The sequence below is a fragment of the Dietzia psychralcaliphila genome (genome assembly GCF_003096095.1).
In the GTDB taxonomy this organism is placed as follows: Bacteria; Actinomycetota; Actinomycetes; order Mycobacteriales; family Mycobacteriaceae; genus Dietzia; species Dietzia psychralcaliphila.
The window spans coordinates 2833764-2847700 of sequence record NZ_CP015453.1; the positions used below are offsets into that span (position 1 = coordinate 2833764).

Below are 13937 nucleotides of genomic sequence, written 5' to 3' on the forward strand. Positions count from 1 at the left end.
CCCCCTGCGCGGCACCTCCGTCAGCGCGGCCCTTCGCCGTGTGCGGAGTCACGCCGTCGGCGAGTCTGGGGAATTGCCCTGGGCACTTGCTACACGCAGTGACTCAACTCTGTGAGTCGTGACCGGCCGGGCGGCGGGCCAGGTGGATCGCGGCGATCCCGCCGGTGAGGTTGGTGATGCTGCAGCGCTCCCAGCCGCTGGCCTCCACCAGCGATCGCAGGGCCTGCTGGTCCGGCCAGTCGCGGATCGACTCGGCCAGGTACACGTACGCGTCGGGGTTGGAGGACACACTGGTGGCGATCCGGGGAAGGGCCCGCATCAGGTAGTTCATGTACACCGCGCGGAAGGGTGGGAAGACCGGGGTGGAGAACTCGACCACCGCCAGTCGCCCACCCGGCCGGACCACGCGCGCCATCTCGCGCAGCCCCGCACCGGTGTCCTGCACGTTGCGCAGTCCGAAGCTGATGGTGGCGGCGTCGAAGGACTCGTCGGCGAACGGCAGCCTCATGGCGTCGCCGGCGACCTTGGGCACGTCCCGCCCGGCGCCGGCGCGGAGCATGCCGAGCGAGAAGTCGGCGGCCACGCACCACGCGCCGGACTTCGCCAGCTCCACGGTGGAGACCGCGGTGCCCGCGGCCAGATCGAGGATGCGCTCCCCGGGTCGGGGTGCGAGCAGCGACCGCGCCCGGCGACGCCACACGTGGTCCATGCCTCCGGAGAGGACGGTGTTGGTCAGGTCGTAGCGCTTCGCGACGCCGTCGAACATCGACGCGACGTCGCGGGGCTGTTTGTCGAGATTGGCGCGGGACACGCCCTCGACGCTACCCCGACGTCGGACGGCCGAGCGGCTCAGGCCGTCGGCCGGCCCGGGCCCACGGCTCGGCTCAGGCGACCACACGCGGGGCGCGACCGAGGCCGACCCGGCCGGACGTCGAGCGGGCGCCGGCGGCGTGATAGTGGTCGAACAGCTGGCCACAGATGGCGTCCCAGGTGCGACCCACGACGGTGGACCGGGCGGCCGCGGCCAGTTGCGGGTGGTCGGCCAACACCATGTCGACGGTCCGTGAGATCTCCGCGGCGTACCGACGGGGGTCGAGCAGATAGCCGTTGACCCCCGCCTGGACAAGGTCGCGCGGTCCGCCCTTGTCGGGGCCCACCACGGGCACCCCCGAGGACTGGGCCTCCTGGATGGACTGGCAGAACGTCTCGAACTCCCCGGCGTGGCAGAACACGTCGAGGGTGGCGTAGGCCTGCCCGAGCTGGTCACCGTGGAGTTCGCCGGTGAAGATCGCGTGGGGCATGGCGGCGCGGAGCGCGGGGCGGTCGGGGCCGTCGCCGACGATGACGAGTTGGAGGTCCCCGTCCGGGCCCGACCGGTCGGCCAGAGGCTGGAGCCGCTCGACATGCTTCTCCGGGGCCAGGCGTCCGACGAAGCCGACGATCGGTCGCCCCTCCGGGGACCACAACTCGTGCAGGGCCTGGCTGCGACGGGAGGGGGCGAACCTCTCCGAGTCGACGCCCCTCCCCCACCGGTACAGGCGCGGGACGCCGTGCGCCGCCAGGTCCTCCATGGCGGCGGTGGACGGGGCGAGGGTGCGGTCGCAGGTCGAGTGGATGGCCCGGGTCCACGCCCAGGCCGCCTCCGCCATGGCCCCGATCCCGTAGGACGTGGAGAACCCGGCGACATCGGTCTGGTAGACGGCGACGGACGGGACGTCCAGTGCGCGGGCCGCGGCCGCACCGGCAGCGCCGAGGACGAACGGCGACGCCAGGTGGACGACATCGGGAGCAAAGTGCCGGAGCGCGTTGTACACGCTCGGGCTGGGCGCGCCCACGGGCAGGGAGGACACCACCGGCACCCGGACGGCGGTGACGCGGTGGACGGGGTAGCCCAGGTGGTGGTCCGGTTCGGGGGCGGCGGCACCGGGAGTGCCGAGCAGGGGCGCCATGGCGCTCACGAGCGGGTGGGCCCGGACCGCGTCGGTCGCCCCGCGGCGCAGCCCGACGTTGCCGGACGGCGCCACCACCAGGCAGTCGTGTCCGTTCCGTCGTGCGTACTCGAGGACCCGCAGGACGGAGTTGGTGACGCCGTTGACGCTGGGCAGGAACGATTCGGTCACGATGGCTACGCGCACACCGTCACTGTCTCCCGCCCGGACCACCGGACGGTGATCAGCGAGGGTCGGTGCGGGGAACTCGTGGTGTCGGCCGGTGAACCCTCGGTGACGCCGCGGCGTACGTGAGCGCGGCCAGCGGGATGACCACCGCGGGGATGGAGAGGGCGGGCACCACGGCGACCGTCCAGCTCCGCCCCGAGACGCGGACGAGGTCGGGATTGGCGCGTCGGAACTCGACCTGCACCCGCTGGCCCTCGATCAGCCCGATCGGGTAGAACACCCCGGTCACCGGGCGGACGTGGTGGCCGCCGCCGGTGTCGAACTCCACCGCGGCCCGGCGATCGGTGACCTCGGTGACGGTGGCGGTGGCGCTGCCCATGTCCCGGTCGATGCGCTGATCGTTGACGAAGCACGCCAGCAGGATGAGCGCGGCCGTCAGCAGCGAGAACGCGGCAGTGACCGCGGCGGTGGCCCGCACGATCCGCCGGGTCCGGACCGAACGGCGGGCCCGCCTGGCCGCGACCGTCCTGGTCACTCGCCTTCCCCCGGACTCCCGGCCCGCGGTGCCCGCGATACCTCCGGTGCCCGCGATGCCTCCGGTGTCGGCGATGCCTCGGGTGCCGGTGATGACTGCGGTGCCGGCAGCGCCTCGGCCCGCATGGCCCCGTGCAGTTCGCGCAGACCGGCGCGGTCGGTGGCCACCCTGACCACCCGCAGGCCGGCGGGCACGATGTCGCGGTGCGCGACGGCGGCCTCCGAGAGCAGCGCCTCGAGCCCGGCCGGGTCGGTGTCGGTGAAGGGCACCCCGAATCCCGCGCAGAGGGCGGCCAGGTCGGCGCCGTGCGGGGTGCCGAAGACCCGCTCGAAGTCGGTGGCCAGGCGCGGATCCCCCTGCTCGAGGAGGGAGAAGATTCCGCCACCGTCGTCGTCGGCCACCACGATCGTGAGGTCGTCGGGGTGCGTCTCCGCAGGCCCCAGCAGCAGTCCCGACACGTCGTGGAGAAAGGTCAGGTCGCCGAGCAGTGCGATGGTCCGCCCCGGTGCGGACAGTGCGACCCCGATCGCGGTGGACACGGTGCCGTCGATCCCGGACGCGCCCCGGTTGGCGTACACGGCCACGTCCGGGTCCAGCGGGCCCACCAGGGACAGGTCACGGACCGCGTTGGAGGCGCCCACCACCAGGTTGTCGCCGCCCCGCACACCGCGGGTCACCGCCCGGGCCACGTGCAGGCCGGTGGGTCGCGCGGTCTCGAGGTGGCGGTCCAGGACCCGGTCCACGGCGGCCCGGGCGCGGGCGTCGGCGCGCGCGGTGATGCCGGTCCACGCCTCGTCGACGCCCCATCCGGTCAGGACGGAGTCGGCGAGTTCGGCCGCGCTGCCCGTGGGATTGGGGGCGTGCGGTCCGGCGTCGAGGATCACCAGGTCCACGTCCGGGTCCGCCAGTAGTCGGGTGACCGAACGGTGCAGGGTCGGCCGCCCCGTCACCACCACCTGTTCGGGCCGCAGCCCGGGGATGGCCAGTGGGTGCACCGGGTGCAGCGGGACCGGGGCACCGGGTTCTGCCACGGTCGGCACCCCCACGAGTCCGGCGACGGGCCCGGCCCCGACTCCCGAGACGACCAGCGTGGGGCGGGTCAGGTCAACGGCCACGGCCGAGTCGGCGGGAGCCGAGTCGACACCCGCTCCCGCCCGCTGGACCCACGGTCGACCGTCCGGACGGCCGGGCGGCAGTCCGCTCGACCTCCCGTGCTGGCCTGCCTCGTCGTCGTCCTGGTCGACCCCGCCCGCCCCGTCCACGACGTGGTCCTCGTCGCCCTCGGCCGGCACCAGTGGCTCGCGGAACGCGATGTCGATCTGCACCGGTCCGGGGTGGCTCGGGGCGGTGGCGGTGAGGATCGCGCGGCCGATCGCGCTGCGCCAGTGACGGTGCTCGACCCCGGGGTCGCCGGCCGCGCCCAGCTCGACGACCGCGCGGGCGTGCGGGCCGAACAGCCCCACCTGGTCGATGGTCTGGTTGGCACCCGTCCCACGCAGCTCGGGAGGGCGGTTGGCGGTCAGCGCCAGGATCGGCACGCCGGAGTGTGCGGCCTCGACCATCGCCGGGTGGAGGTTGGCCACCGCGGTGCCGGAGGTGACGACGACGGGGACCGGCCGCTTGGAGCCCGCCGCCAACCCCAGTGCGGTGAAGGCCGCCGCGCGCTCGTCGATCCGCACGTGCAACCGCAGCCGGCCCGTCCGCTCGGCGGCGGCGAGTGCCAGCGCCAGGGGTGCGCTGCGCGAGCCGGGACACAGCACCGCGTCCGTGACCCCGTGGCGGACCAACTCGTCGACGACGACGCGGGCCTGCGCGGTGCTCGGGTTGCTGGCGCGCGGCGTGCTCGGGGTGGCCTGGCTGGGGTTCATCGTCTCCAGCCTAGTAGTCGCCCCCGGTGGTCGCCGGGTCGTGGCGGTCGGGTTCCACCTGACCGGCCGCGCGCGCCAACCGCTGGGCGATCGCCGCGAGTCGCGCACGCAGCCCGTCCGGGGACTCCACGATGAACGGCCCCGGAAGCCGGCCCAGGTACCAGGCCAACTCGTCGAGGTCGGCGGCGCCGGTCTCGAGGCGGCAGGCCGGGCCGTCGGGGTGATCGACCGGCCGCAACTCGGTGACGGTGCCGTAGGTGGGCGGGAAGCACTCGAGCACCTCGTCGGCCGGGGCGTCGACCACCACACTGGCCAGGTGCTCGTACGGCGCTGTGGTCACCGCGTGCTGGACGTGCGTGGCCGGGTCGGGCACGTCCGGGCGCGGGGTGAACCGCCAGCGGCTGCGGTGCACCGCGCGGATGCGGTCCAGGCGGAACGTCCGCCAGTCGGCGCGGTCGAGGTCATAGGACAGCAGATACCAGCGGCGGCCCAGCACCACGATCCGGTAGGGCTCGACCCGGCGCTCGGTGTCGCGGCCGGCGCGGTCCCGGTAGTCCAATCGCACCTGCTCGGTGCCGCGAACGGCGTGGCCGAGTTCGATGAGCAGCTCCGGCTCCACGGGGGTGTCGGCACCGGGGATGGTCACCATCGACTCGCTGACTGCGGCGACCTTGTCCCTGAGCCGACCGGGCATGACCTGGTCGAGCTTGGTCAGGGCGCCCAGGGCGTGCTCGCCGATGCCCGCCACCGCTCCGCCGGCGGCCAGCCGCAGTGCGATCGCCACGGCCACGGCCTCCCTGTCGTCCAACAGCAGCGGTGGCAGCCGACGGCCCGAACCCAGCCGATACCCGCCACCCGCGCCGCGTTCGGACTCGACCGGATATCCCAGGTCGCGAAGTCGGTCGACGTCCCTCCGCACCGAGCGGGTGGTGACCCCCAGCTCGGCCGCGAGCTCGGGCCCGGACCACACCGCGCGCCGCTGCAACAGGTCGAGCATGCCCAGCACACGCTGGGTCGTGGGCATCGTGTCGTCGGTCACGACGTCCACTCTCGCACCGTCAGAGGACAAGATCTGTCCTGATGGCCTGAGAGTCTCCTGATGTACCGCGATCGGACGGCCAGCCCGCCGCCGACCGCCCTCACCGTCAGGAGACCCTCGTGACCACGAACCGCACCATCGACTGGACCGCCCAACTCGTCGACCAGCTCGAGTACCACTGGGACGGCCACCTCCGGCCTCGCCTGGAGGGGCTGACCGACGACGAGTATCACTTCTCCCCCGCGCAGGACGATCGGACCTGGGACGTGCGACCGCGCGGGACCGGCACCGCGGACATGCACGGCGGGGTCGGCGACTTCACGATCGACTTCGCCTACCCCGAACCCCGGCCCGCACCACTGACGACCATCGCGTGGCGGATCGGCCACGTGGTCGTGGGAGTGCTCGGAGCCCGGTGGCACGACCACTTCGGCGGCCCGCCCCACGACTACATGACCCACGAGTTCGCCGGCGACGCCGCGGGCGGACTCGCGCAACTCGACCGCACCTACGCGGGCTGGATGGAGGGGGTCCGTGGGCTCGACGGCGATGCCCTCGCCGCGCCCGTCGGGGAGGCCGAGGGTCACTGGTCCTCCGCCCCTATGGCCACCCTCGTCCTGCACATCCACCGCGAGGTCATCCACCACGGCGCGGAGATGTGCCTGCTGCGCGACCTGTACGCCCACACCGTCTGACCCGGTCGGCCATTCGACCCGTCTGACCCGGTCGACCACTCGACCACTCGACCCGTCGGCACACGCCGGCGCCACCCCATCCACGACGCACCACCCAGGAGTTCGCCATGCCACTGTTCCCCGCCACCCACACCACCCAACGCGAGACCCTGCTCGAGTGGATCGACGACGCTCTCGTCAACGCCCGCTCGATCATCCACGGCCTCACCGGCGATCAACTGCGCGCGCGCCCGGTCCCGTCGAGCGAGCTGACGCTAGGTCTGCTCATCCTGCACATCGGTGAGGTGGCCGAGGGCTGGCTCGGCCGGGCCGCCGCCGCCCCGGACCCCGTGGAGACGGGACGCTCGCTGCCGGAGGCCTTCGCCTGGGCCGAGGAGGTCAACCGGGTGGGCCCCGACGCGACCGCCGAGGAGATCCTCGCCGAGTTCGACCGACGACACGGCGCGGGACTCGCCCACCTGCGGGCCGCCGACCTGGACGCGGTGGTCCCCGTCCCCACCGAGATGCCCTGGTTCCCTCCGGGGATGGCGCCGTTCAACGGCTGGTGGGTCGCGCAGCACGTCCTCACCGAGATCAACCGGCACAGCGGACACGCCGACATCCTCCGCGAGGCTATCGACGGGCGCACGATGTACGACCTGATCGCCGAGGACCAGGGCATCGACATGTCCTACATCGGCGCCTGGTTCGCCGCGCACCCCGAGGTCCCCGCGCCGGCGTGGTGAGTCGGGAGTCGGATCCGGCTGGGTGAGGCGGTCGTCCGGCGGGGCACGAACCCGCCGGGCGTCAGTCCTCCTCGTTCCAGCCGTCGAAAGTCGCGAACTGTCCCTCGATCATCTCGGCGACCCGGCCCGGGTCCGGAACCAGTTCCGCGTCGGTGGCGATGCCCACGGAGACCTTGCCGTCGTAGCTGAAGATGCAGATACCAAGAGCCTGGTCACCACTCATCGGGACCCAGCCGAGCATCCCCTCGACCGGAGTGCCGGCGAGCCGCACCATGGAGACCGGCCCGGGCACCGAGGTGAGCTGGCCGACGGTCTTGTTGGCGAACAGGTCGATCACCGCGTGCTGCACCGCGGTGGGGGTGACGGCCACGCTGAGCATCGTGGCGAAGTTGATGTGTGGTTCGAACGAGTAGCGCACCCGGGTCATGGACGTGGTGATGGCATCGATGAGCTCGTCCGCGTCGTCGATCCCCAACGGCAGGCGCATGAGGATGATCGTGATGTGGTTTCCCAGTTCCTCCGGAAGATCGTCGCTGCTGGGCGTCACGGACATCGGGACCATGAGGTTGATGTCCGAGACCCGACGGTCCCCGTGGGCGTCGAGGTACCGGGTCAGTGCCTTGGACACCGCGGCGATCATCACCGAGGTCACGGTGGTGTCATGGACCGCGGCCACCCTCTTGACGGCGTCGAGGTCCAGCCCGGAGACCCAGGAGACCTTCTTCCGGGCACGAGCCTGGCCGCTCCAGGACAGCTCGGGTGCCCGGGGCTCGAACAGCAGGCGGAAGACCGAGCGGTAGGTGTTGGTCGTCGTGTTGGTGGGGTCGATGGTGTCGGCCAGGGATTCCACGACACGCGTGGGCACCCGGGTCAGCTCCCCGCCCGGGGCCACCACGTCCTTGGTCAGTCGCGCCAGCGTCACAGGGAACTTGAGCGTGGCGCCGGCCAGGCCGCGGGCGATGCCGAGCGAGTCCTTGGCCACCCCTTTCCCGGCGTGGCCGACCGCTCCCAGGATCCCGCCGCCCGACGAGGACAGCTCCCGCCCCACCCGGGGCAGAGGGGCGTCGTCATCGCGGTCGCACAACCCCAGGACCAGCTGGGTCAACCGGATGCCGTCGACCATCCCGTGCTGGACGCGGAACAGCAGGAGCGCACCCTCCTGCTCGCCACCGTGGCCGTGGTACCCCTCGATGAACTCGGCACGCCAGATGGGTCGGTCGTCGGGGAGTTGCAGACCCATCTGCTCGGCGACGTGCGCCTCGGCCTCGGCGCGCCCGCCCGGTGAGGCCAGGCGGGTGTGGACGAGATGGTTCGAGATGTCGAAGTCGGGGTCGTCCTGCCAGTACCACCGGCGGCCCCTTCGCACCGGGACCCGGCGGAACACCGGGTGGGGCTCGACCATCCGGGAGGCGATCGCCTCGGTGACCGCGTCCCAGTCGGGGATCTCGGCGAACCACATCACCGAGTTGATGTACATCAGATTGTCCGTGCGGTCCATCATCAGCCACAGCTGATCCCGGAGCGGAATCCTCACCCTGTCCGTCTCCACCATCGTCACAGACCCCTCACCGTCGCCGACCACTCCGTGTGCACGTCGCTCCAGGCTAGAGCAGGCGTGACCGGCATCACGCCCCTTCTAGTGGGTCGGCGGCAGAATGCAGGTATGCGCACCATCCACACTCCGCAGGATCCCCCGGCCAAGGGCCTGTACGCGCTGCTCACCGCGTCGATAGCCCCTCGGCCCATCGCCTGGGTCTCGAGCATCTCTGCGGACGGGGTACCGAATCTCGCCCCGTACTCGTTCTTCACAGTCGCCTGCGCCGATCCGGCGATCCTCTCGGTCACCTCGATCGGCCGCAAGGACACCTTCCGCAACGTGGTCGAGACCGGTGAGTTCGTGGTGAACATCGGGACCGAATCGCTGATGGAGGTCATGAACGCCACCTCGGCTCCGGTCGGCCCGGAGGTGGACGAGTTCGCCCTCTCGGGGCTGACCGCCGAGCCCTCCGAGGTGGTGTTGGCGCCACGGGTGGCGGAGGAACCGATCGCGTTCGAGTGCGTGCGGCACGATGTGATCGACCTCGGCACCAGCGCGATGATGCTCGGCCGCGTGGTGAGCGTGGCGATCTCCGACGAGGTGCTGGCCACCGACGGGCTGCCGGACTTCGACTCGCTGCTGCCGCCCTCGCGCCTGGGTCGTCACCACTGGGGCTACGCCCCGCGCACGAGGGAACTGCCGCGGCCCGGGAGGTAGCAGGTCGCGGGCCGGCACCGGAGCCCCCGGGTGAGCACCGAGCGGGTTCCGACCGTCCGGAGTGGCGGCTCAGCTGGCTCAGAGCAGATCGTGGCAACGGCGGACCCGGTCGAGCCACCAGTCCCGGCGGTCGCCGCACACCCGCAGGTCGTCCAGCCTCGCCGGGTCCGGGGACACCGCCACCACGGGGAGATGGCCGTCTACCAGCGCGAACACGCCCGGTTCGACCACGTCCTCCACGAAGAACCCGCCGGTGCCCAGGCCGGCGGCGGGGATCTCGTCGTCGCCTCTCGTTCCGCCACCTCCCGGGCCGCCACCTCCCGGGCCGCCATCTCCCGGGCCGCTGTGTCCCGCGCCCACCGGCCCGGAGCGGCCACCCGGCAGCGCCGCAGCCGCCGCGACGCCGGCCGCGACCCCCACCGCCGAGTCCAACGCGCTCGAGACGGTGACCGGTATGCCGAGTTCAGAGGCCACGGCCAGCAGTCGGCGGGGCCCACCCAACGGCGCGACCTTGACCACCGCGCGGTCGGCGCCGCCCGCCCTCACCACGCGTAGGGGGTCCTCGGCCCGCCGGATGGACTCGTCGGCGGCCACGTCCACGTGCACCCCGTCCGCCGCCAGGCGCGCGCGCAGCTGCACGAGTTCCTCGACGCTCGCGCAGGGCTGCTCGACGTACTCCAGGCCCTGGCCGTCGAGGGAGACCGGCCCGGTGCCCGGCGCGCGGGTGCAGTCGACCGCCCGGACGGCCTGGTCCAGGACCCGGACGGCATGCGCGGCCTCGGCGACCGACCAGGCCCCGTTGGCGTCCACCCGGATCCTGGCCTCGGGGCGGGCCTGCAGGACGGCGGCGACCCGGGCGACGTCGTCGACGAGCTGCTGCCCCTTCTCCGCCACCTTGACCTTGACCGTGGTGCAGCCGGGGAAGCGGTCGAGGATTCCCGCCACCTCGCTCGCGGCGACCGCCGGGACCGTGGCGTTGACGGCGACCCGCGAGCGCAGGGCCGGAGGCGGCCCCTGCCACGCCATCTCGAGCGCCGAGCGCAGCCAGTGGGCGGCCTCCGGGTCGTCGTACTCCGGGAAGGCACCGAACTCGCCCCACCCCGCCGGGCCCTCGACCAGCGCCACCTCCCGCTCGGTGATGCCGCGGAACCGGACCCGCATCGGTAGGGCCACCACGTGGACGCGGGCGAGCAGATCGTCGATCGACTCGGGGCGCGGCACGGATGTCATGGCTCCACGCTAACGTCGAACCCATGACCGAGAGCAGCGCAGCGCAGGGCGAGACCGCGAACCCGTTCGATCCGACGCAGTGGCGGGAGGTCGAGGGCTTCCGCAACGGCGAGGACCTGACGGACCTGACCTACCACCGCCACGTGGGCGAGGGCCGGGCCAACGGGATCGTGCGGATCGCCTTCGACCGCCCGGAGGTGCGCAACGCCTTCCGGCCGCACACCGTGGACGAGCTGTACCGGGTGTTCGACCACGCCCGCCGCTCCCCCGACGTGGGCACGGTGCTGTTCACCGGGAACGGGCCGAGCGCCAAGGACGGCGGCTGGGCGTTCTGCTCGGGCGGCGACCAGCGGATCCGGGGCCGGTCGGGATACCAGTACTCGACCGAGCACGACGGGGACGTCGCCGGTGCGACCGCCGACAAGGTCGACGAGGCGCGGGTCAAGGCCGAGGGTGGCCGGCTGCACATCCTCGAGGTCCAGCGGCTCATCCGCACCATGCCCAAGGTGGTGATCTGCCTGGTCAACGGGTGGGCGGCCGGTGGTGGGCACTCCCTGCACGTGGTGAGCGACCTGACCCTGGCCTCCCGGGAGCACGCCCGGTTCAAGCAGACCGACGCCGACGTGGGGTCGTTCGATGCCGGCTACGGTAGCGCCTACCTGGCCAAGCAGGTGGGTCAGAAGCTCGCGCGCGAGATCTTCTTCCTGGGCCAGCCCTACACCGCCGAGGAGATGTTCCACATGGGCGCGGTCAACCGGGTCGTGGACCACGCCGAGCTCGAGAGCACGGCGATCGAGTGGGCGCGGCAGATCAACGGAAAGTCGCCCACCGCGCAGCGCATGCTCAAGTTCGCGTTCAACCTCGCCGACGACGGCCTGATGGGCCAGCAGGTGTTCGCCGGCGAGGCCACCCGCCTGGCCTACATGACCGACGAGGCGGTGGAGGGGCGCGACGCGTTCCTGGAGAAGCGCGACCCGAACTGGGACGACTTCCCCTACTACTACTGACCAGGCGGCGACACGAGCCGCGGATACAGTGCTCACATGACGAGCAAACAGCGCGGCCCACTCGAGCGCGACACGTGTCGCGACCTTGTGGTGCCCGCCCTCCGCACGGCTGGCTGGGCGGCAGAGGCGATCACGCCGGAGTATGCGCTCGCTCAGACGATGCGAACTGGACCGGATGGCACGGTCCAGGCGCTCCCCGGTCGGCGCGTGGATTATGTTCTCGAGATCGCCCCGGGTCAGCCGGTCGCCGTCGTCGAAGCCAAGCGTGCGTACCGCTCGGCTCGAGATGGGCTCCAACAGGCGCTCGACTACGCCAAGAAGCTCGAGGTCCCCCTCGCCATCGCGACGAACGGGTCCGAGATCATCGTCCATGACCGCTCGGCCGGGACTGAACGGAAGGTGGACGGATTCCCCACGCCTGTCGAGGCGTGGGACTCCTACCGCACATTCATGAAGCTCGACGGGCCGGAGGCCGACCTCCTCCTCGAGCCACTCAGTAGGAGGAAGGTCTCGACTGACGGAACGATCCACGAACCCCGCTACTACCAGGCGCTGGCGATCAGCGCGGTCCTCCGGGCGCTCGCCCGAGGTGATCAGCGGATCCTGCTCCTCATGGCCACTGGCACAGGCAAGACGTTCACCGCGATGCAGATCGTCGCCAAGATTCTCGGATACCAGGAGAAAGTGAGGCCCGAGGAAAACTACAGGGTGCTCTACCTGGCCGATCGGGACGTGCTCCTCACTCAGCCGATGCGCAACGACTTCGGTCCGGCCTTCGGCAACGAGCGGCTGCAACGTGTCCGGCTGGGCGCCGACCAGAGCGGGGAGCTGTACTTCGCGAGCTACCAGGCATTGCACCAGGGGGCAGTCGGTGAGGAACTCCTCGAGCAGTTTCCCCGAGACTTCTTCGACCTCGTCATCGTCGACGAGTGCCATCGCGGAAGTGCCACCGCCAACTCTCGATGGCGCGGCACCCTCGACCACTTCGCCTCCGCGATCCACCTCGGACTCACGGCCACCCCGCGCGACGACACGGTCCACAGCTACGAGTACTTCGGCAACCCTGTCTACCGCTACTCCCTCCGCGACGGGATCGAGGACGGCTACCTCGCTCCCTACCGAATTCGGCGGGTGATCCTCGACGCCGACGCCGAGGGCTGGACGCCCGACCCCGGGCAGCGGGATCTCTACGGCCGCGAGATACCGGCGGGGGTGTACACCACTCGCGACTACGAGCGCGCCCTCTCACTCCTGCCTCGCACCAGGGCCATGGCCCACCACCTGTCCGGGCTGCTTCGGCAGAACTCTGAGCACAAGGCGATCGTCTTCTGTGTGAGCACGCAGCATGCCGACGACGTCCGGTCCGCCCTCATCGCCGAGAACCCGGACCTCGTCCGCGCGGATCCTGAATGGGTCGTCCGGATCGTCGGCGTGGAGGAGGAGAAGGTGCGTCTACTCGAGGCGTTCTGCGACACGGAGTCGGCGTCGCCGGTCGTCGCCACCACGTCCCGGCTCCTGTCCACCGGCGTTGACGTCCCCGACCTGCGGTACGTCGTAATCTTCCGACCGGTGGGCTCGTCCATCGAGTTCAAGCAGATCGTCGGCCGAGGCACCAGGCTCTTCCCCGAGGGCGGAAAAGCTGCATTCGAGGTGGTCGACTACGTCGGTGCCTCTCAGCATTTCAGTGACCCGGACTTCGACGGCACGCCCCCCGACATCACGATAGAGACGACGAACGGCAGTGGCGACGTCGTCGACTCCACTTCCGAGCCCGGTAGCGACTCGACCGGAACCGGCGCCCCCGCGCCCGCCGACCCGATGCTGAACGAGCCCGAACCCGAGTTTCGGACCGAGGACCCTGACGACGTCGACAACCCCGGCGGGACCAGAGAGCCCCGAACTACTTACGTCGTGGTCGACGGCATCGTGACGGTGACCTCGGAGGCGGCGATGGTGATCGACAGGTCGACCGGCGAGCCCCGGATGGTCGAGGTCCGGACTGTGGTCGAGGGCACCATGTCCGGCTTCGGTGACGCCGCCTCGCTCGGCGCGCTGTGGGCGGACGAGTCCACCCGCCACGAGATCCTCGAGTCCCTGGCGGGGCGGGGAATCGACGTTGACGGACTCAGGGCACTTGCAGACGAGTCGGGTTCCGACTTGTTCGACGTACTTCTCTCGATGGCGTTCCAGACGCCGGTCCGGACGCGTGCCGAGCGGGCCCGCCGTGCACGGGAATCGCACGCCGAGGAGATCCGCGCCCAAAGCGAGGCCGGCCGAGCCGTTCTCGTCGGGCTCCTCCAGCGGTACGAGGGATTCGGCATCGACGACATCTCGATGCGCACCGTCCGGCTCCGGCCGATCTCTAACGCGGGGAGCATTTCCGAGATCGCCAGTGCGATGGGCGGCCCAGACGCTCTGCGCGAGGCAGTACGCCAGGTTCCCGACTGGCTCTACGGCGCGTAGCTAC

At 71.5% G+C, this 13937-nt stretch carries 12 protein-coding genes; 5 read left to right on the forward strand and 7 right to left on the reverse strand.

Annotation, left to right across the window (positions count from 1 at the left end; genetic code table 11):
• Positions 1 to 103: 103 nt before the first annotated feature.
• The 5 genes from A6048_RS13055 to A6048_RS13075 form a co-directional block, all read right to left on the reverse strand.
• Complete coding sequence (locus A6048_RS13055) at positions 104 to 811, reverse strand: demethylmenaquinone methyltransferase (protein WP_107746114.1); 708 nt, start codon at positions 809 to 811, stop codon at positions 104 to 106.
• A 73-nt stretch (positions 812 to 884) separates the two neighbouring features.
• Positions 885 to 2135 (reverse strand): glycosyltransferase family 4 protein, encoded by a 1251-nt coding sequence (locus A6048_RS13060; RefSeq protein WP_107746643.1) that lies wholly within the window; start codon positions 2133 to 2135, stop codon positions 885 to 887.
• Between the two features lie 37 nt (positions 2136 to 2172).
• Entirely contained in the window at positions 2173 to 2652 is a 480-nt protein-coding gene (locus tag A6048_RS13065) for a DUF3592 domain-containing protein (RefSeq protein ID WP_107746112.1), read from the reverse strand.
• The gene (gene menD / locus A6048_RS13070; protein ID WP_107746110.1) at positions 2649 to 4520 is read right to left on the reverse strand and encodes a 2-succinyl-5-enolpyruvyl-6-hydroxy-3-cyclohexene-1-carboxylic-acid synthase; all 1872 of its coding nucleotides are present in this window, start codon (positions 4518 to 4520) and stop codon (positions 2649 to 2651) included. The genes A6048_RS13065 and menD overlap by 4 nt, the downstream gene beginning before the upstream one ends.
• A gap of 10 nt (positions 4521 to 4530) precedes the next feature.
• A complete protein-coding gene (locus A6048_RS13075) occupies positions 4531 to 5544 on the reverse strand; it encodes a helix-turn-helix transcriptional regulator (protein WP_107746642.1) in 1014 nt (337 codons plus the stop codon).
• 152 nt (positions 5545 to 5696) lie between these two features.
• Between A6048_RS13075 and A6048_RS13080 the strand changes: the two genes are divergently transcribed.
• Together A6048_RS13080 and A6048_RS13085 are read left to right on the forward strand one after the other, a co-directional pair.
• Positions 5697 to 6254, forward strand: a complete 558-nt coding sequence (locus tag A6048_RS13080; RefSeq protein ID WP_107746641.1) for a DinB family protein — start codon at positions 5697 to 5699, stop codon at positions 6252 to 6254.
• Between the two features lie 107 nt (positions 6255 to 6361).
• Entirely contained in the window at positions 6362 to 6979 is a 618-nt protein-coding gene (locus A6048_RS13085; RefSeq protein WP_107746108.1) for a mycothiol transferase, read from the forward strand.
• 61 nt (positions 6980 to 7040) lie between these two features.
• Here the strand turns inward: A6048_RS13085 and A6048_RS13090 are convergent, their stop codons facing one another.
• On the reverse strand, positions 7041 to 8513 hold the full coding sequence (locus A6048_RS13090) for a WS/DGAT domain-containing protein (RefSeq protein ID WP_235027402.1): 1473 nt from the start codon (positions 8511 to 8513) through the stop codon (positions 7041 to 7043).
• A 129-nt stretch (positions 8514 to 8642) separates the two neighbouring features.
• Between A6048_RS13090 and A6048_RS13095 the strand changes: the two genes are divergently transcribed.
• On the forward strand, positions 8643 to 9233 hold the full coding sequence (locus tag A6048_RS13095) for a flavin reductase family protein (protein ID WP_107746106.1): 591 nt from the start codon (positions 8643 to 8645) through the stop codon (positions 9231 to 9233).
• Positions 9234 to 9311: 78 nt separating this feature from the next.
• Here A6048_RS13095 and A6048_RS13100 read toward each other — a convergent pair whose 3' ends face one another.
• Positions 9312 to 10463 (reverse strand): o-succinylbenzoate synthase, encoded by a 1152-nt coding sequence (locus A6048_RS13100; protein WP_107746104.1) that lies wholly within the window; start codon positions 10461 to 10463, stop codon positions 9312 to 9314.
• 23 nt (positions 10464 to 10486) lie between these two features.
• On the opposite strand from A6048_RS13100, the gene A6048_RS13105 reads away from it, so the two are divergent.
• Both A6048_RS13105 and hsdR read left to right on the forward strand, forming a co-directional pair.
• Positions 10487 to 11470 (forward strand): 1,4-dihydroxy-2-naphthoyl-CoA synthase, encoded by a 984-nt coding sequence (locus tag A6048_RS13105; protein WP_107746102.1) that lies wholly within the window; start codon positions 10487 to 10489, stop codon positions 11468 to 11470.
• A gap of 36 nt (positions 11471 to 11506) precedes the next feature.
• Positions 11507 to 13933, forward strand: coding sequence for an EcoAI/FtnUII family type I restriction enzme subunit R (hsdR, locus tag A6048_RS13110; protein ID WP_107746100.1), 2427 nt, complete (start codon positions 11507 to 11509; stop codon positions 13931 to 13933).
• Positions 13934 to 13937 lie beyond the last annotated feature (4 nt).

Excerpts from the sequence above, each read along its gene's own strand:
- hsdR (WP_107746100.1), top strand. The coding sequence starts at position 11,507 with ATGACGAGCAAACAGCGCGGCCCACTCGAGCGCGACACGTGTCGCGAC.
- menD (WP_107746110.1), bottom strand. The coding sequence starts at position 4,520 with ATGAACCCCAGCCAGGCCACCCCGAGCACGCCGCGCGCCAGCAACCCG.
- A6048_RS13105 (WP_107746102.1), top strand. The coding sequence starts at position 10,487 with ATGACCGAGAGCAGCGCAGCGCAGGGCGAGACCGCGAACCCGTTCGAT.
- A6048_RS13095 (WP_107746106.1), top strand. The coding sequence starts at position 8,643 with ATGCGCACCATCCACACTCCGCAGGATCCCCCGGCCAAGGGCCTGTAC.
- A6048_RS13085 (WP_107746108.1), top strand. The coding sequence starts at position 6,362 with ATGCCACTGTTCCCCGCCACCCACACCACCCAACGCGAGACCCTGCTC.
- A6048_RS13100 (WP_107746104.1), bottom strand. The coding sequence starts at position 10,463 with ATGACATCCGTGCCGCGCCCCGAGTCGATCGACGATCTGCTCGCCCGC.
- A6048_RS13075 (WP_107746642.1), bottom strand. The coding sequence starts at position 5,544 with ATGCCCACGACCCAGCGTGTGCTGGGCATGCTCGACCTGTTGCAGCGG.